The 18084-nt window shown below is 74.4% G+C and carries 13 protein-coding genes; 7 read left to right on the top strand and 6 right to left on the bottom strand.

The window, feature by feature from the left end; genetic code table 11:
- Window positions 1-4 precede the first annotated feature (4 nt).
- Entirely contained in the window at window positions 5-2122 is a 2118-nt protein-coding gene (locus tag AB0F77_RS03710) for a bifunctional serine/threonine-protein kinase/ABC transporter substrate-binding protein (RefSeq protein WP_361940838.1), read from the top strand.
- A 167-nt stretch (window positions 2123-2289) separates the two neighbouring features.
- Window positions 2290-2958, top strand: a complete 669-nt coding sequence (locus tag AB0F77_RS03705; protein WP_361940835.1) for a hypothetical protein — start codon at window positions 2290-2292, stop codon at window positions 2956-2958.
- A gap of 30 nt (window positions 2959-2988) precedes the next feature.
- On the opposite strand, the gene AB0F77_RS03700 is transcribed toward AB0F77_RS03705, so the two are convergent.
- On the bottom strand, window positions 2989-3921 hold the full coding sequence (locus AB0F77_RS03700) for an SDR family oxidoreductase (RefSeq protein ID WP_361940832.1): 933 nt from the start codon (window positions 3919-3921) through the stop codon (window positions 2989-2991).
- An 85-nt stretch (window positions 3922-4006) separates the two neighbouring features.
- Here AB0F77_RS03700 and AB0F77_RS03695 point away from each other — a divergent pair, with 85 nt between their 5' ends.
- Complete coding sequence (locus AB0F77_RS03695) at window positions 4007-4576, top strand: helix-turn-helix domain-containing protein (RefSeq protein WP_361940829.1); 570 nt, start codon at window positions 4007-4009, stop codon at window positions 4574-4576.
- A gap of 18 nt (window positions 4577-4594) precedes the next feature.
- Here the strand turns inward: AB0F77_RS03695 and helR are convergent, their stop codons facing one another.
- From helR to AB0F77_RS03680, 3 genes are all read right to left on the bottom strand, one after another.
- Window positions 4595-6760 carry an RNA polymerase recycling motor ATPase HelR gene (gene helR / locus AB0F77_RS03690; protein WP_361940826.1) on the bottom strand — a complete coding sequence of 722 codons (2166 nt, stop codon included), beginning with the start codon at window positions 6758-6760 and terminating at the stop codon, window positions 4595-4597.
- A 261-nt stretch (window positions 6761-7021) separates the two neighbouring features.
- Complete coding sequence (locus tag AB0F77_RS03685; RefSeq protein ID WP_361940823.1) at window positions 7022-8914, bottom strand: RICIN domain-containing protein; 1893 nt, start codon at window positions 8912-8914, stop codon at window positions 7022-7024.
- A gap of 184 nt (window positions 8915-9098) precedes the next feature.
- Window positions 9099-11729 carry a glycoside hydrolase family 3 C-terminal domain-containing protein gene (locus AB0F77_RS03680; protein ID WP_361940820.1) on the bottom strand — a complete coding sequence of 877 codons (2631 nt, stop codon included), beginning with the start codon at window positions 11727-11729 and terminating at the stop codon, window positions 9099-9101.
- Window positions 11730-11939: 210 nt separating this feature from the next.
- On the opposite strand from AB0F77_RS03680, the gene AB0F77_RS03675 reads away from it, so the two are divergent.
- From AB0F77_RS03675 to AB0F77_RS03665, 3 genes are all read left to right on the top strand, one after another.
- The gene (locus AB0F77_RS03675) at window positions 11940-12557 is read left to right on the top strand and encodes a TetR/AcrR family transcriptional regulator (RefSeq protein ID WP_361941478.1); all 618 of its coding nucleotides are present in this window, start codon (window positions 11940-11942) and stop codon (window positions 12555-12557) included.
- A 491-nt stretch (window positions 12558-13048) separates the two neighbouring features.
- Window positions 13049-14476: a cytochrome ubiquinol oxidase subunit I gene (locus AB0F77_RS03670; protein ID WP_361940817.1), complete on the top strand. Its 1428-nt coding sequence runs from the start codon at window positions 13049-13051 to the stop codon at window positions 14474-14476.
- Window positions 14476-15504, top strand: coding sequence for a cytochrome d ubiquinol oxidase subunit II (locus AB0F77_RS03665; RefSeq protein WP_361940814.1), 1029 nt, complete (start codon window positions 14476-14478; stop codon window positions 15502-15504). Before AB0F77_RS03670 ends, AB0F77_RS03665 begins: the two co-directional genes overlap by 1 nt.
- 17 nt (window positions 15505-15521) lie before the next feature.
- Here the strand turns inward: AB0F77_RS03665 and AB0F77_RS03660 are convergent, their stop codons facing one another.
- Window positions 15522-16112, bottom strand: coding sequence for a TetR/AcrR family transcriptional regulator (locus AB0F77_RS03660; protein WP_361940811.1), 591 nt, complete (start codon window positions 16110-16112; stop codon window positions 15522-15524).
- Window positions 16113-16239: 127 nt separating this feature from the next.
- Here AB0F77_RS03660 and AB0F77_RS03655 point away from each other — a divergent pair, with 127 nt between their 5' ends.
- Window positions 16240-16974: an NAD(P)-binding domain-containing protein gene (locus AB0F77_RS03655; protein WP_361940808.1), complete on the top strand. Its 735-nt coding sequence runs from the start codon at window positions 16240-16242 to the stop codon at window positions 16972-16974.
- Between the two features lie 88 nt (window positions 16975-17062).
- On the opposite strand, the gene AB0F77_RS03650 is transcribed toward AB0F77_RS03655, so the two are convergent.
- Window positions 17063-17839 carry an SDR family NAD(P)-dependent oxidoreductase gene (locus AB0F77_RS03650; RefSeq protein WP_361940805.1) on the bottom strand — a complete coding sequence of 259 codons (777 nt, stop codon included), beginning with the start codon at window positions 17837-17839 and terminating at the stop codon, window positions 17063-17065.
- Window positions 17840-18084 lie beyond the last annotated feature (245 nt).

Here is an 18084-nt window from a genome sequence, read left to right as displayed (position 1 = left end):
GACCGTGGACCGGCTCCTGCCCGCCGACCCCTCGTCGGTCGGCGGACACCGGCTCGTGGCCCGGCTCGGGGCCGGCGGCATGGGCGTCGTCTACCTGGCGCGCTCGCCGCACGGCGCCTGGGTGGCACTGAAGGTGATCCGCGCCGAACACGCCGGGGACCCCGGCTTCCTGGCGCGGTTCCGCCGCGAGACGGACCTGGCCTCACGGCTCTCCGGTCGCTGGACGGTCCCCGTCCTCACGGCCGACGCGGACGCCCCCTCACCCTGGCTCGCCACCGCCTACGTACCCGGCCTGCCCCTCTCCGAGGCGCTCGCCCTGCGTGGGCCGTGGCCGCCCGCCCAGGTCCGCGCGCTGGCCGCGGCGCTGACGGCGGCCCTGGACGACGTGCACCGCGCCGGGCTCGTCCACCGCGACGTGAAGCCGGCCAACGTGCTGCTCGCCGCCGACGGACCGCGCCTGATCGACTTCGGCATCGCGCGGGCCGTCGGCGCGACGGCGCTCACCACGGACGGCACCGTCGTCGGCTCGCCCGGCTACCTGTCACCGGAACAGGCCCGCGGCACCTCGGTCGGGCCGCCGAGCGACGTCTTCTCCCTCGGCTGCGTGCTCGCCCACACGGCCACCGGCCGGCCGCCGTTCGGCACCGGCGGCGCGGCGGCCGTGCTCTACCGGACGGTGCACCAGGAACCGGACCTGACCGGGCTGCCCGCCGAACTCGACACGGTCCTGCGGGCCTGCCTCGCCAAGGCGGCGGACGAGCGTCCCACCCTGGCGGAACTGCGCGCGGAGTTCGGCGCGTTCGACCCGCGCCGGTGGCTGCCCGAGGGGCTTCCCGCCCTGGTCGCCGACCGCGCCGCACGCGTCCTCGACCTGCCCGTCCCGGATCCCACCGAGCTGTCCGCCCCGGACCTCGCCACACCGCGGGGCGAGCCGCCCTCGCCGACCCGCCGCCGGCTGCTCACCGCCTCGGCCGCGCTCGGCGTCGGAGCGATCGCCGGCGGCACCGCCTGGTGGCGCTGGGGCAGGCCCGGTGGCCCGGCGGGGACCGGACGGCGCCCGCTGCCCCGGCGGGTGATCGGACTGCTCGGCGATCTGTCCGAGCCCACCGTCCAGGCACAGGAACGCGGCGCGCGGATCGCCGTCGCCGAGCACAACGCCCGCGCCGACCGCGTCTTCGACCTCGCCCTGCGCACCGCCGACGACCGGGACACGGCGAAGGGCTCGGCCGCGGGCGCCGGGCGGCTCGTCGCCGCCTCCGACCTGTACGCGGTCGTCGGCGCGGGCACCAACACGGCCGTGCCCGCCGCCGTTCCGGTGTGCACCGAGGCCGGCGTGTGCCTGCTGGTCACCCGCGCCGACACCGAACAGCTCAACGTCGTGCACACCACCAGCACGCTCGTCCTGCGCTCCACCCGCACCGCGGGACCCGGCGCCGTGGTGCGCTACCTCAACCGGGTCGTACGGCCCGCCCGCACGGTCGTCGTCCAGGACCTCGCCGACGAACGCGAGGGCCTGGCCACGGTCCGCATCGCCACCGTCTACGGCAAGGTCGACGGCACCGTGGACGTCCTGGAGGTGGCCGCCGACGCCGACTTCACCTCGGCCGCGCACACGATCGCCGCCCGCCCCGACGACGCCGTGATCTTCGCCGGCGTCACCCCGGCCCGCGCCGCCGCCTGCGCCCGGGCCCTGCGCGCCGCCGGCCACCGCGGTGCCACGGTCGCCGACGAGCACGTCCTCGGCGGGACCTTCCCGCGCGACGGCGAGGGCTGGTGGATCAGCACGGGGTACGCCGACGCGGCCGTGGACCCCCGCACCCGTGCCTTCGCCGCCGCCTACCGGGAGCGCCACCGCACCGCGCCACCGCCGTGGGCCGCCGAGGCGTACGACGCCGTCCGCTTCGCCGCGCACGGGCTCGCCGCGCCCGGCGGCGACGAACGCGAGTCGCTGCGCGCCGAACTCCTGCGCGCTCCCTGGCAGGGCATCACCCGCCGGCTCAGCTACGAGAGCCAGTCCCAGTACCTTCAGTCCGACAAGGACGGCGGCTGGTTCCTGTACCGGATCACGGACGGCAGGGCCCGGTTCGTCGCACGCCACGACGACATCGGCAGGAGCACCTGAGGCCGTCGGACGCCGTCCGACGCGCCCCCTGACGCTCCCGTGCGCCGGGGCGCGGCACGGCGCACGGGGGTATCCCTCCGACGAGGCCCGAAAGGGCCGACGGGCCCGGCGGGTTCAACGGGGTCGGCAGGCCCGGAAGCGGACGGCATCGGGGGAGGGCCGGCGGCGTGGCACGCGCATCGTGGACGTCCGGCAACGCACCGTCACGACCGGCACGCCGCCGGTGGTGGCGGCGCACCGGACGTCCGCCGCGCGCCCAGGGTCGCCACGGCCCGCGGCTGCGCGACGTCCTGCCGGCGCTGGTGGCGGTCGCGGCGGGGGTGTGCGCGCTGGCCGCGGCGCTCGCCGCGGGCTACCGCTCCGGAGGCATCGGCGTGCCGGTCGCCGGAGTCCTCGCCCTGCTCCTGCTGGTGGTCTTCGCCGTCCGGCGCGCCCGCCCCGGCGCACGCCGTCGCCGCGGTTACTACACCCCCGACGAGCTGAGCGAACTCGACACCCAGGGGCTCGCGTTGGCGGTGGCGCGGATGCTGCGCAGGGACGGCTGGCGGGTGCGGTTCCTGCCCGCGCCCGACCGCCCCCGGTTGCGGGCCCGGGACGCGGACGGCCGCCACGTCGACGTCGCCTTCCGCCCGGTCGCCGAGCCCCTGCCCGACGAGCACCCGCCCCCGGGGGACCCGGAGCCGGACTTCCACCTGGTCGTCCACCGCGGCACCTTCGCCGAACGCGACCGGCGCTGGGCCCACCGCGACGGCACCACCCGCCTCCTCGACGGCCCCCTCCTCCGGCGCTGGGCAGGGGGCACCCGGCTGACCGAGCTGATCACCCCGACGGCATGACCGTCCTGGCCGGCCTCCGAACCCCGTGGATCACGCGGTTCGGGAGGCGGTGGCCCGGGGCTGGAAGTAGTGGCCCTTGTCGAGGTCCTCCAGGAGGGTGGGGTGGGCCGGGTGCCAGTCGAGCAGGGCGCGGGTCGCGGTGCTCGACGTCGGGGCGTCCATGCCGAGGAACCCGCCGAGCCAGCCGAAGTGCCCGGCCGCGTCCTCGGGGGCCACGGAGGTCACCGGGACGCCGAGGTGGCGGCCGATCACCTCGGCGACGTCGCGGAGGGGGACACCCTCCTCGGCGGAGCCGTGCAGGACCGATCCGGCCGGTGCCTTCTCGACCGCCAGCCGGAACAGCCGCGCCGCGTCGAGGCGGTGGACGGCCGGCCACCGGTTGGCGCCCTCGCCGACGTATCCGGAGACGCCCTTCTCCCGGGCCACGGCCACCACCGTCGCCATGAACCCGTTGTCGCCCTCGCCGTGACAGGTCGGGGAGAGCCGCACCACGGACGAGCGGACGCCCCGCGGGGCGAGGTCGAGCACGGCCAGGGAGGTGGCCGCGCGCAGCGAGAGCGCCGAGCCGTCGACCGTGGGCATGTCGCGCTCGGTCGACACCTGGCCCGCCTTGAGCCCGGCCACGCCCGAGGCGAGCACGAAGGGCCGGTCGGAGCCGGCCAGCACCCCGGTCATGGCGTCGACGGCGCGGCGATCGGTCTCGGCCGCCTCCTGGAAGCCCCCGGAGAAGGCCACCTCGTGGTGGAAGGCGAGGTGGACCACGCCGTCCGACGCGGCGGCGGCCCCGGCCAGGACGTCGAGGTCGTCGACCGTGCCGCGGACCACCTCCGCCCCGGCGGCCGTGAGCGCGGCGGCGGAGGCGTCGGAGCGGGCGAGCCCGACGACCCGGTGTCCCGCGTCGATGAGTTCGGGAACGAGGGCGGACCCGATCCAGCCGGACGCCCCGGTCACGAAGATGCGCATGGGTAGACCCCAGACTGTTGATGTCAGTGACTGTCATAGACGCTAGCATGTGATGTCAGGGACTGTCATCGAGTAGGATCTCCGCATGGGCAGATGGCAGCCGGACGCGCGGGGACGCCTGGCGAAAGCGGCGTTGGAGCTCTACAGCGAGCGCGGCTACGAGCAGACGACCGTGGCGGAGATCGCGGGCCGCGCCGGCCTCACCGAGCGCACCTTCTTCCGGCACTACGCCGACAAGCGCGAGGTGCTGTTCGACGGCTCGGACGTCCTGGAGGCGGTGTTCCTCCAGGCGGTCGCCGCCGCCCCCGGGTCCGCCGCCCCCATCGGGGCGGTGGCGGCGGCCCTGGAGGAGGTCGCGGAGTTCTTCGCCGACCGCCGCCCGCACGCCCGGCGGCGGCAGGCCGTGATCGCGGCGAACGCGGAACTCCGGGAGCGCGAACTGATCAAGCTCGCCTCGCTGACGGCCGCGCTCGCGGGCGCCCTGCGGCTGCGCGGTGTCGCGGAGCCGGCCGCGACCCTCACCGCCGAGGCGGGCATCGCCGTCTTCAAGGTCGGCTTCGAACGCTGGCTCGCCGCGGCGGAGGAGGCCGGCATGGCCCCCTTCCTGCGGGAGGCCCTGGACGAACTCAAGGCCGTGACGGCGGCGGGCGGTTAGGACCCCCGGGGCCGGGCGTCAGCTCTCCGTGCCCACGCGGCCTTCGAGGACGACGAGTTGACGGGTCGCCCTGGTCATCGCGACATAGCGGTCCACCGCTCCTCGCACGCCCTCGCCGAACGCCTCCGGCTCGACGAGCACCACCAGGTCGAACTCCAGGCCCTTCGACAACTCCGGGGACAGCGAACGGACCCGGGGCGTCGGGCGGAACGCCGGGTCGCCGATGACACAGGCGATCCCGTCGTCGTACGCGGCGAGCCAGCCGTCGAGCACCGAGTCCAGGTCCGCCACCGCCGCGTGGACGACCGGTACGCCCCCCTCGCGGACGGACGTCGGCACGTTGGCGTCCGGCAGCACCGCCCGGATGACCGGCTCGGCCTCCGCCATGATCTCCTCCGGCGTGCGGTAGTTGACGCCGAGCGAGGCCAGGGTGATCCGGTCGAAGCCGACCCGCTCCAGCCGTTCCCGCCACGACTCCGTGAACCCGTGACGGGCCTGGGCGCGGTCCCCGACGACGGTGAAGCTCCTCGACGGGCACCGCAGCAGCAGCATCTGCCACTCCGCGTCGGTCAGTTCCTGCGCCTCGTCCACGACGACGTGCGCGAACGGCCCGGCGAGCGGGTCGGCCTCGGCCCCCGGCAGCGCGTCCTCGTCGACCAGGGCGTCCCGCAGGTCCCGCCCGCGCAGCATCGTCACCGCGCCCTCGCCGTCGTCGTCGGCCCGGAGCAGGTCGTCGATCACGTCGGCCATGCGCGCCTGTTCGGCGGCCACCGAGGCGTCGCGTCCGCGTGCCCGCCGGGACGCCTCGGGGTCGCCGAGCCGCTGCCGCGCCGCGTCCAGGAGCGGCAGGTCGGACACCGTCCACGCCCGCGCGTCCGTACGCTGGAGCCCGCGGACCTCGTCGAGAGCGAGCCACGGGGCGCACAGCCGCAGATAGGCGGGCACCGACCACAGGTCCCCGACGAGGTCGGCCGCGTCGAGCACCGGCCAGGCGTCGTGCAGGGTCCTGACCAGCTCCCTGTCGTGCAGCAGCGACCGCCGGAACGCCTCGCGCGGCACGTCGCCGTCGTGCTTGTCGCCCAGGATCGTGACCAGTTCCTCCCAGATCAGGTCGCGTGCCTCGTTGTGCGGGGTGCCCGGTCCCGGGGCCTCGAACGCCTCGGCCCAGTCGTCGGGGCCCAGCCAGAGGTCGGACCAGGCGGTGGTGACCGTCATCCCGCGGGCGGGCGGCTCCTCGTAGAACCGGACGGCGGTCTCGATCGCCCGCACCATGTCCGCGGACGACTTCAGCCGCGCCACCTCCGGATCGGTCTCGGCCGCCGCCGAGGCGCCCTCGGGCACCAGGTCCCGCAGGGTGCAGGTCAGCACGCCCTCCTCGCCGAGACCGGGCAGGACGTCGGCGACGTAGCCCAGGTACGGCTGGTGCGGGCCGACGAACAGCACGCCTCCCCCGCGGTGTCCGAGCCGGGGGTCGGCGTACAGGAGGTAGGCCGAGCGGTGCAGGGCGACGACGGTCTTGCCCGTGCCCGGACCGCCGTCCACGACGAGGGCGCCGCGGGACCCCGCCCGGATCACCGCGTCCTGGTCGGCCTGGATGGTGGCGAGCACGTCCCGCATCCGGGCCGAGCGGTTGCCGCCGAGGCTCGCGACGAAGGCGGACTGGTCGTCGAGGGCCGCGTGACCGTCGAAGCCGTCGGGCGTGAACACCTCGTCCCAGTAGTCGCCGATCCGGCCGTCGGCCCAGCGGTAGCGGCGGCGGCTCGCGAGCCCCATCGGGCGGGCGTGGGTGGCCCCGAAGAACGGCTCGGCCGCCGGGGAGCGCCAGTCGACCAGCAGCCGCCGCCCCGAGCCGTCCGTGAGGCCGAGCCGCCCCACGTACACGGGCTCGTCGGGGTCGTCGGCGCTCACCATGCGGCCGAGGCACAGGTCGAGGCCGAAGCGGCGCAGGGTGCGCAGCCGGGCGGTGAGCCGGTGGACCTCCAGGTCCCGCTCCAGCGCCTGCTGCCCCAGACCGCCCGGCGCCCTGCGCGCCGCGGCGAGCCGGTCGGACAGTTCGGCGATCGACCGCTCCAGGCACGCCGCGACGGCCGCGAAGTGCTGTTCGTCGCGGGCGATCAGCGCCGGATCGGCCTTGGCGGCGAGCCGCTCGGGAAGGGCGAACGCCCCGGTGGCCGGGGCGCTCACGCCCACGCACCGGGGTAGGACGAGGACAACAGCACACGCACGTCGTGGATCTCCCGTTTCCGCAGCTTCTTGGCGTCGGCCGCCGATTCTGCGGTACGGCGGGGGCCTTGCCGCAAGCCCCCCGGTGCGCTATACGTTGAGAGTGGCAAGGAGCGGACGTCCCCTCCTTGCCTTTGTCGTTCCGGGCCCCCGACGGCGCCGCGAACCGGCCGGTCATGACGGGACCCGGCCGGCGGACCGGGCCCCTCGGTGCGGTGCGGGTCAGCCGGTCAGGGTGAACGTCTGGGCGGCCGCACCCGAGCACGGCTGCTGCGACAGCCGGGCCCCGTCGGCGGTCGACGCCCCGTCCACCGCCAGGCACTTGCCGCTGTGGCGGGCGACGAAGCGGTACTGCCCGGCCGCTCCGGAAGCCTCCGCGCGCCACTGCTGGTTGGTGCCGCCCACGTAGTCCCACAGCTGGACCCGTGCGCCGTCGCCGGTCGCGCCGGTCCCGCCGTCGATGTCCCACGCCTTGGCGTTGTGGCGGTTGGCGACCTGGTAGTAGCCGTCGCTCGTCGGCCGGAACTGCCACTGCTGGTTGGCGCCGGTGCCGCACGCCCACTGCTGTACGGCGGTGCCGTTGGCGGTGCCCCAGTCGGCGGCGTCCAGGCACGCTCCGCTGCCCGCGTTCACGACCCGGTACCAGGCGGCGGAGTCGATCGGCCCGGTCGTCCCACCGCCCGAGCCCGGCGTCCACACGAACGTGGCGACGGCCCCGGCGGGCAGGGTGTACACGGCGGACCGGCCGCCGTCGGTGAGGGAGATCCGCTGGGCGCCGCCCGAGGTGTTGACGACGTACGCGGCCCGCGAGCCGTCCGGGTTCTGGAACGCGACGTTCTGCACACCCCCGCCGCCCTGGCTCGTGGAGCCGATCCGGGTGGCGCCCACCTTGACGAACTTGCTCAGCTGGCCGAGCGAGTAGTACTCGGCGTTGCGGTTGACGTTGCCGCCCGCGATCTCCACCACGCCGTTGCACCGGGTGGTGCAGTGCCCCTGGTGCGGGCCGCCGTTCTGGTCGAGCGCGAGGTTCCAGGTCAGGACGGTCTCGCCGCCGTTGCGCATGTTCTGCACGACCAGGTTCTCGGCCTGCCAGCGCAGGCTGTCCCCGAAGGTGGACGCGGGGTTGTCGCTGTCGGTGCCGGAGCACTCGGTGAAGAAGACCCGCTTGCCCGCGTTGATCACCTGCTGCTCGGCGGAGGGGGCCCCGCCGTAGCAGTGGAAGGCGGCACCGATGACGCGGTTGATGCCGGAGGTGCGGGAGAACACGTCCAGCGGGTAGTTGGGGTGGTCCCAGTTGTGGTCGAAGGCGAGGACGTTCGTCGGCAGCCCGGCCGCGGTCAGCTTGGGGTCGAGGACCTTGAGGAAGTCGGCCTGCTGCGCCGACGTCATCGACATCGACGGGTAACTCGTCGCGAACTCGGGCTCGTTCTGCACGGTGAGGTCGGTGAGGGTGATGCCCTCCTGGCCGTACGCCTGGATCGCCTTGACCAGGTAGTCCGCGTACGCCCCGTAGTTCTCGGGCCTGAGGCTGCCGCCGTTGAGGGAGTTGCCGGTCTTCATCCACCCGGGGGGCGACCAGGGCGTGCCCATGAACCGGATGCCCGGGTTGACGGCCGTGGCCTGCTTGAGGACGGGGATGATCTCGGCCCTGTCCCGGTTGATGGAGAACTGGCCGCGGGTGTCCTCGTAGGAGTGGGGGTCGTTCGTGGCGTCGAAGTCGGTGCTGCCCAGCGGCTGGCGCAGGTACGAGAGCCCGATGCCGTCGCCCGCGGTCGAGAACAGCGAGCGCATCAGGTCGCTGCGCCGGTCCTGGGACAGGCCCTGCACGAGCCGGGCCGACGCGCCCGTGACGGAGGCGCCGGCGCCGGTGAAGCGCTGCCCCCTGCTGTTGGCGTCGACGCGGATGTCGATGGACTGCGGGCTGCCGGTGAACGGCAGGCTGCCGTCGGAGGCGAGCCGCTTGGAGCCGTCCGGTGTGGTGACCCACACCTGGGCGACGGGATCGGCGGCGTGCGCGGACCCGCTGCCCGTGAGGCCGAGGCCGGCGACGGCCAGGGCCAGGGTGAGGGCGGCGGCGCCGGCTCTGGGCGCGCGTGCGGTGATGCGTGGGGACACGGTGCGGTTCTCCTTCGCTTCGATGACACGTGGGGGGTGCACCGGCCGACTCGGCGGGGTGTGCGGGGAGGCACGTCGAGTCGGCCGGGGATCGAAGGGTGGTGCACTCGGGTCGGGCCGCGGACGCGGGGTTCCGGGGCCCATGGGGGAGGGGACGGCGGCGGACGGCCGCCGTCCCGCCGGGTCATTCCTGGTCGTGGGGGCGGACGGTCACGTACGGGTCGGCGCGGTCGGCGACGACGTCGACGGTGAGGCGCAGGTCGCGGCTGGAGCGGCCGAGACGCAGCCGCTGCCGTCCGGTGCGGGTGCGCCAGGTGCCCGTCGCCACGTCCCAGTCCTGGAAGGCGCGCAGCGGCAGCGTGAGCGACACGGTGACGGACCGCCCCGCGTCGGCCTCGACCGCGGCGAAACCGGCCAGCACCCGTACGGGCCGGTCCTCGCGGGCGTCCGGCGCCTCCAGGTACACCTGGACGACCTCACGGCCGGGCCGGGTGCCGGTGTTGGTGAGCGACACCGTGAGGGTGGGCCCGTCCCCGCCTGCGGGGCTGTGCTGTTCGGCGGGGACGGAGATCTCTTCGGCCCGGGCGCCGTCGTAGGACCAGGTGGTCCAGCCCAGACCGTGACCGAAGGGGAAGGCGGGCGCCGTACCGGTGCGGTCGTAGGCGCGGTGGCCGATGTACCGGCCCTCCGTGTAGTCGACGACGCCGTCCACGGGGATCGCGTGCGGTACGGGTACGTCCTCGGCGCGCGCGGGAAGGGTCCACGGCAGCCGCCCGGTCGCCTCGACCCGGCCGAGCAGGACGTCGGCCAGCGCGTGGCCCGCCTCCTGCCCGGGCAGCCACGCCCACACCAGCGCCGGCACCTCCTCGGCCCACGGGAGCAGCACCGGCGCACCGGCGTTGACGACCACGACCGTGCGGGGGTTGGCCGCCGCCACGGCACGCACCAGCAGGTGCTGCTGCTCGGTCAGCTCCAGGTCGGGGCGGTCCCAGCCCTCGGACTCGACCTCCTCGTCGGTGCCCACGACCACCACCGCGACCTCGGCCGCGGCGGCGACGGCCGCGGCCTCGGCGATCTCCTCCTCGACCGTGGGGCCGGGCGGCCGGTGGCGCAGCTGGGCGGTGACGAAGCGTCCGTACCCGGCGGCGTCCACCACCCGCGCGTCGATCCGCAGGTCCAGCTCCACCGGTGTGTCGCCCACGGCGACCCGGTGGCGGTGGGTCGCGGGGTGCCGGTGGCTGGAGTCCAGGACCAGTTCCACGCCCCGGTCGTCCTGGCCGGTGTGGATCGTCTCCCCGTCCAGGACGACGGAGAAGCGCCCGCAGCAGCCGAACTCCAGCTCGTGCGTGCCCGGCAGGGCCAGGGTGATCCGGGTCGTCAGCAGCACGCGCTCGGCGGTCTGCGGGATGGCGCGGAGGCCGCCGAAGTCGCCCGTACGGCGCACCTCTTCACCGATCGGGGTGCCGTCGCGGTCGAAGTACTCCGCCCGGACGCCCGGTGTCCCGCCGCCCGGCGGGGCGAGCAACTCGGGGTCGATGAACGGGGCGTGGCGGCTGCCGTCGACGCCGTGGTGCACGGTCAGTGCCACCTGCGCGGGCAGCGCGGCGCGCAGGCCCTCCTCGAAGGAGACCGTGCGCACGGCCGGCACGAACGCGCTGCCGCCGCCCTGGAGATACGGCCGCACCGCGTTCGGCCCGATCAGCGCGACACCGCTCAGCCGGGCCGCGTCGAGCGGGACCAGGCCCGGCTCGTCGCGCAGCACCACCGTGCCCCGGGCGGCGACCTCGCGCAGCAGGGCGAAGTCCGTGTCGTCGACCGGCCGGACCGCGGGGACGCCCGGGAGCGGGGGAGTCGGGCCGTCCGGGGACCAGGGCGCGGTGAGCTTGCCGACCCGGGATGCCAGCCGCATCAGCCGCAGCACCTTGTCGTCGATCACGGCCTCGTCGACCTCGCCGCGCCGTACGGCCTCGACCAGGGCCTCGCCCCAGGGCCCGTCCGGACCGGGCATGACCAGGTCCAGGCCGGCGTTCGCGGTGGGCACGGTCGTCCGGGTGGCGGCCCAGTCGCTGATCACCGCGCCGTCGTAGCCCCACTCCTCCTTGAGCACGCCCCTCAGCAGCCGGTGGTGCTCCAGCATCGGGGCCGACTCGACCCCGTCGTCCACTCCCGAGTAGGCGCCCATGACGCTCCAGGGCGCCGCCTCGGCGAGGGCCTGTTCGAAGGGGGCGAGGTAGACCTCGCGCAGGGCCCGTGCGTCGATGCGCGAGCGGGCGCGGGTGCGGTCCGTCTCCGAGTCGTTGGCGACGAAGTGCTTCAGGCAGGCGGCCACGCCCGCGTCCTGGAGTCCCCGGACGACCGCCGCGCCGAGCGTGCCGGTCAGCAGCGGGTCCTCGGAGAAGTACTCGAAGTGGCGGCCCGCGACCGGGGTGCGCTGGAGGTTGACGAGCGGTGCCAGGACCACGTCGACCTCCTTGCGCCGCGCCTCCTCGGCGAAGACCCGGCCGAGGCGTTCGGCGAGCCTCGTGTCCCAGGTGGCGCCCACGGCGCTCGGGGCCGGCGCCAGCAGTCCCGTCGCGCCCGGTGTCCCGCCGGTGCCCCGGACTCCCTGCGGACCGTCCGAGGTGACGACCGGGTGCAGCCCGAGCCGCGGCTCCTCCGGGAGCGACCACAGCGTCGTGCCGGTCAGCAGCCGGACCTTGGCGGGCAGGTCGAGGCCGGCGATCAGCGTGGCCCAGCGGCGCTCGTCGCTCGTCTCGGCGCCGGGGGACCGACCGTCCGCTGCGGCGGCGGTGACTGTCGGCGGCAGGGAAGACATACGGGTCCTTCCGGGCGTGGCGATGGGAAGTCCAGGGGGACGACGGCGCCATGAAAGCACACTCACTAAGTGGTCAGTAAGTGGTCTGCATCACATCTCTGTCGTTCCGGGAGAGATCATCGATCGTGGCGGCGCGGCGCCCGTAAGCTGTCGCAGGTGAGTGACCAGTCGGTAGGCGGACCCGCGCGCAGGGCCAAGGCCGGGCCCCGGGTGCCGCGCAGCCCCGAGGCGCGGCGACGGCAGCAGGACATCCTGCACATCGCCATGGACGCCTTCGCCGCCCGCGGCTACAACAACGCCTCCCTCGCCGACATCGCCGACCGCGTCGGACTGACCCAGGCCGGTGTCCTGCACTACTTCCGCTCCAAGTCCATGCTGCTCACCAGCGTCCTGGAACTGCGCGACCGCAGCGACATCGACCAGCTCGGCACCGACCGGCCCCAGGGGCTCGCCTTCCTGCGCCACCTCGTCGACACCGCCCGCCGCAACGCCGAACGCGAGGGCATCGTCCGCCTCTACGCGGTGCTGTCGGCGGAGTCCGTCACCGACGACCACCCGGCGCAGACGTACTTCCGGGACCGCTACACCGGACTGCGCACCTTCGTCTGCGACGCGCTGACCGAGGCGTGCGGGCCGGCCCTGGTGGACGCGGCCCGGGTGCGGCACGCCGCCAACGCCGTCATCGCGACCATGGACGGCCTCCAGGTCCAGTGGCTGCTCGACCCCGACTCCGTCGACATGGCCACCTCCACCGACCTGGTGATCAACTCCCTACTGACCACCCTCGCCCCGGCCCGCTTCGGTCCCCCGGGGACCGAGGGCCCATAGCCGGGCCGTGTCGGCCGCCCGCGGCCGGGCCCCCGATCCGGCCCGCACACCTCGCCACCTTGGGCGGCCGGCTACCTTCACCCCAGACCGCTTCGGCCCCCCGAGGGGGCGTCCGTAACCGGGCCGTTCTGGGGGTCCACGGCCGGGCTCTGCCCGACCGGCCGTCGGTTCCGACTGGTCGCCGGGTCCGCCCGACCGCCGGCTCCGCCCGACCGCCGGCTCCGCCCGACCGCCGGGTCCGCCCGGCCTGCGCATCCCGCCACCTCGGCCGGTCGGCCGCTCTCACTCACCCCGGACCGCGTCGGCCGTCCACGGCCAGGTCCGCGTGTCTTGCGCCCCGCCGCCTGGCGCCCTGTGCTCCCGGGCCTCGCGCTCCCGTGAGGGTGTCCCGTGTGTGGAGGCGTGTGTGGCGTCCGCCGGGTGGTGGAAGGCCGGCGGCGCGCCGGGGGTAGTGCGCGGTCGGTGGTGTCGTGGGCGGTATGCAACGCCTTATGGTGCTGATCGAGCCGGACGTCGTGAGGCAGTTGCTGGCCATGGGCGACGAGCCGCCGCAGCTGCTGCCCGCGCGGCAGCAGATGGCGTTCACGCTCGGCTTCCACATCGTCCTGGTCCCCTTCGGGGTCGCCCTCTCCAGCCTGATGCTCCTCGCCGACCTCCGCGGTCTGCGGCACGGCGACGACGACGCCCTGCTGCTGGCCAGGCGCTGGTCGAAGGTGGCCGCGGTGCTGTTCGCCGTCGGCGCCATCACCGGCACCGTGCTCTCCTTCGAGCTCGGCATCCTCTGGCCCGGCCTGATGGGCCAGTACGGCGCCGCCTTCGGGTTCCCCTTCGCCATCGAGGGCCTGTTCTTCTTCCTTGAGGCGATCTTCGTGTCCATCTACATCTACGGCTGGGACCGCCTGTCGCCCTGGGCCCACTTCTGGACCGGCGTGCCCGTCGCCCTGTCGAGCATCGGCGGGGCCGCCGCCGTCGTGGCCGCCAACAGCTGGATGAACCAGCCCGGCGGCTTCACGATCCGCGACGGCGTGGTGGCCGAGGTCAGCCCCGCCCGGGTCTTCTTCAACGGAGCCTTCTGGTACGAGGCGCTGCACATGCTCCTGGCCGCCTACATCGTGGCCGGTTTCGCGGTGGCGAGCGTCTACGCCGTCGGCATGCTGCGCGGCCGTACCGGCCGCTACCACCGGCTGGGCTTCCTGATCGGCTTCGGCACGGCGGCCGTCGTCCTGCCCTGCCAGCTCGTGGTCGGCGACACCATCGCCCGCTACGTCTTCCAGGAGGAACCCGCGAAGTTCGCGGCGATCGAACTCCTGCCGACGACCGGCACCCACGTGCCCGAGACCCTCGGCGGCGTCCTCGTCGACGGACAGGTCCGCTACGGCCTTCCCGTCCCCGACACGGCCTCCCTGCTGGCCGGTTTCCGCCCCTCCACCCGCATCCAGGGCCTCGAGACGATCCCCGCGGCGGTGCGCCCCTCCGACGTGGCGGTCAGCACCGTTCACCTGGCCTTCGACGTCATGGTCGGGCTGTCCTTCGCGCTGCTCGCCCTGGTCCTGTGGTTCCTCTGGCTGAAGTGGCGGCGCAGGAGCCTGGAGACCCAGCGCTGGTTCCTGCGCTGCTGCGCGCTCAGCGGATTGGCCGCCGTCGCCTGCCTGGAGACCGGGTGGATGGTCACCGAGGTCGGCCGCCAGCCCTGGACGGTCGTCGGTCACCTCCTCACCCGCGACGCCGTGACGACCCGGGGCGACCTCTGGCCGCTGTTCGGAGCGGTCCTCGCCCTCTACGCGGCCGTCGCGACCGGCGCCGTGACGGTGCTGCTGTCCATGAAGAGGCGGTGGCAGGACCGGGGCGACACCGGGGTGGAGGTCCCCTACGGGCCGTCCGGAGCCGCCCGGCCCGTGCGGACGGGATCGGAGAAGTGATGCCGGAACTCGTCGCCTGCTTCCTGTTCATCGGCGTCGTGGCCTATTCCCTGCTGGGCGGCGCCGACTTCGGCGCGGGCTTCTGGGACCTCACCGCGGGCGGCGCCGAGCGCGGCAGACGGCCGAGGCACCTCGTCGACACCTCCCTCGGACCGGTGTGGGAGGCCAACCACACCTGGCTCGTCTACTGCCTGGTGTTCCTCTGGACGGGCTTCCCCGGCGCGTTCGCGGCCATCACCACCACCCTCTACGTCCCGCTGGGCCTCGCCGCCCTGGGCATCGTGCTGCGCGGCGCGGGCTTCGCCTTCCGCAAGGCGTCCTTCCGCACCCCCGAACAGCGCGTCTACGGGGCCGCGTTCGCCCTGTCGTCGGTCGTGACGCCGTACTGCTTCGGCGCCGTCGCGGGGGGTCTCGCCTCCGGCCGGGTGCCCTCGGCGGGGAACGGCGACGCCGTCACCTCCTGGCTCAACCCCACCTCCGTGCTCGGCGGTGTGCTCGCCGTCCTGGTCTGCGCCTATCTCGCCGCCGTCTATCTGCACGTGGCGGCGCGGCGCCGGGGCGACCGGTTCCTGGACGCGTACTTCCGCGGGCGCGCCCTGCTCGCGGCGGGCGTCACCGGGGTGGTCAGCGTCGTCGGCATCTTCGTCCTGCGGCACGACGCACCGCGGCTGTTCGACGAACTGGGGCACCGCGCCCTGCCGTTGGTGATCGTCGCGGCGCTGTGCGGCATTACCACCATGGTGCTGACCGTCCTCGGGAGGACCACGGGTCTGCGGGTGCTCGCCGGTGCCGCGGTCGCCCTGGTGGTCCTCGGCTGGGGCGTCGCCCAGTACCCGTATCTGCTGGGCACGCACCTGGAGATCGGCGAGGCGGCGGCGCCGGACGCGTCGCTGGAGGTGACCGTCGGCGTGGCGATCGTGGCGGGCCTGCTGATCCTGCCCTCGCTCGTGCTGCTGTTCCGCCTGGCGGGCCGCGGCCGGCTGGAGTGGGTGCCGGACGAGGTGCCGGGCGGTCCCGGCGGCGAGTAGCCCGCCGGGAGCGGCCGTCAGGGGCCGGTGAGGGCGGCGAAGGCGTCGTCGACGATCGTGCCGAGGTCGAGGCGGCCGTCGGTCTCCACCCAGCGCTCCAGCCCGAGGATCAGGCACTCCAGCGTCGCGCCCACCCGCATCCGGGCGGCGAACACGTCCGCCTCCCCGGCGCCGGGCCGCCCGACGAGGATGTCCACGAGGCCGGGACGCCAGCCGACCTGCTTGTCCCTCAGCCGGGCGCACAGCGCGGGTGTCTCCTGCACCAGGCGGAGCATGGTGATGGAGTCGGCCGACCTGTGGGCGAAATGGTCGACGGCGGGATCGAGGCTGCGGCGCAGCGCCGTCCAGTCGTCCTCGTCGGCGGGGCGCTCGCGCAGGGCCTGCGCCATCCGGTCGCCGACGGGGTCGAACGCGCTGAGGACCACTTCCTCCTTCGTGCCGAAGTAGCGCAGGAAGGTGCTCCGGGAGACCCCGGCCGCCGCGGCGAGGTCGTCCAGGGTGACCTTCGCGAAGCCCTCGCGGCTGAAGAGGCCGAACGCCACCTGGGCCAGTTCGCCGCGCACGGCGCTGCGTGCGATGTCCCGTGTCCTTGTGCGTGCTGTGACCACCCGGTCATGGTACCCGCTTCTGCCATTGACTTGCAGAGGGGATACCCGATCGCTAACCTGACACTCAGTTTCAGAAACGCGAGCCGGTGTCGGCTTCGCGATTGGACATCCCGGATGGAGCGAACAGGTGGCCAAGACCCTCGGACTCATCGGAAGCGGCATGATCGGCGGGACGCTGGCCCGCTTCGCCGTCGCGGCCGGCTGGAACGTCGTGCTCAGCAATTCGCGCGGTCCCGAGACCCTGGGCGACCTCGTCGCCGAACTCGGTGAGCGCGCCCGGGCCGCCACGCCCGCCGAGGCGGCGAAGGCCGGCGACATCGTTGTGGTGACGGTCCCGCTGCTCGCCCACGACCGGCTGCCGGCGGCGGAGCTGTCCGGCAAGACGGTGATCGACACCTGCAACTACTACCCGCAGCGCGACGGACAGCTCGCGGAGCTGGACAACGACGAGCTGACCTCCAGCGAGCTGGTGCAGCGGCAGTTGCCCGGCGCCCGGGTGGTCAAGGCGTTCAACAGCATCGGCGCGAAGCAGCTGGCGTCCCTGGCGCGCCCCGCGGGCGACCCCGGGCGCAGCGCACTGCCCCTCGCCGGGAACGACGCGGCGGCGAAGGCCGAGGCGACGGAGCTGCTCGACGCCCTCGGCTACGACGCGGTGGACATCGGCGGCCTGTCGGAGAGCTGGCGCAGCGGGCCGAACACGGCCCTGTACTGCTACCCGTACGCGGGTGAGGCGCCGGCCGGGCTGTCCCAGGAGGAGCTCATGAAGTGGTTCTTCGAGACTCCCGGGGTGACCGTGACGGCCGAGCAGGTGGAGAAGATGGCGGCCACGGCCGTGCGCGGTCCCGCGGGCGCCCTGCTCTGACCCGTTCCGGGACGGGGGCCGTCACACCTTCGGGTGCGACGGCCCCCGCTCGTGGTCGTGGCGGCGCACAGCCGCAGGTCCACCGGGGTCAGGCGGCGGGCAGGTCGATGCCGCTGGCCTCCCGGCACACCTCGGCGACACGCCGGCCGAACTCCGGGTCGAGGACCGCCGGGTGCACCGGGCACGGCTCCTGGTGGTAGAAGTAGCCGCCGCTGGTACGGGCGGCGGGATCGTCGGAGACCGCCAGCCAGACCTGGGTGACCGGGGCCAGCTCCAGGTCGTCCGGCGCCTCGGGCCCGCCCATCCTCGTCGCCACCCAACCGGGCTCCATGCCGTTGCTCAGCACGTCGCCCCACAGGCCGGAGACGTACCGGGCGAGCGCGGTCACCTGGAGCTTGCTGTCGCTGTAGGCCCGCATGCCGTTCCAGGGGCGGCGCTCCCATCCGAGGTCGCCGAGGTCCGCCGTACCGCCGCGGTGCAGCCCCGAGCTGACGTACACCAGCCGGTCGGGGCGGGTCACGAGGGCCGTCAGGACGTACGGGGCGAGGACGTTGACGGCGAAGTGCTGTTCGAGACCGTCCTCCGTGGTGACGCGGCGCGGCTTGAGGTAGCCGACGCCGGCGTTGTGGACGACCGCGTCGAAGCGGCCCAGGGCGTTCGCCTGCCGCGCGGTCTCCCGCATGCCCGCGAGCGAGGAGAGGTCGCCGCTGATCGCGGACTTCGCGCCGGGGGCGGCCGCGAGGGCGTCCTCGGCGCGCCGCGCGTCGCGGGCGTGCAGGACGACGGTGTGGCCCTGGGCGACCAGCAGCCGGGCCGACATCAGCCCCAGCCCGTCCGCGGAGCCGGTGACGAGTACACGTGCCATGGGAGAAGTCCTTCCGTCCGAGCCGGGATACGCACCACCCACCCTCCACGCCCCGCCCACCCCGCGTCCAAGACCTTCCGGGGCGCCTGTCATACCCGGCGGGCATCAGGGTCGACGTCGTCCCTGACCGCGGGCGAATCGTTGGACGCAGATGCGCGGAGAAAGGATCGTTTCCTCTGGCAGATCTCATCTTCATCGCGCCTGTTGGCTCTTATCTGCGTTTCCTCACCTCCTCCGCGCGGGTA

It is taken from the genome of Streptomyces sp. NPDC026672 (assembly GCF_040638185.1).
Lineage (GTDB): Bacteria > Actinomycetota > Actinomycetes > Streptomycetales > Streptomycetaceae > Streptomyces.
The sequence above is the reverse complement of the archived record's forward strand: the minus strand, read 5'-3'. Positions and strand labels throughout refer to the sequence as shown.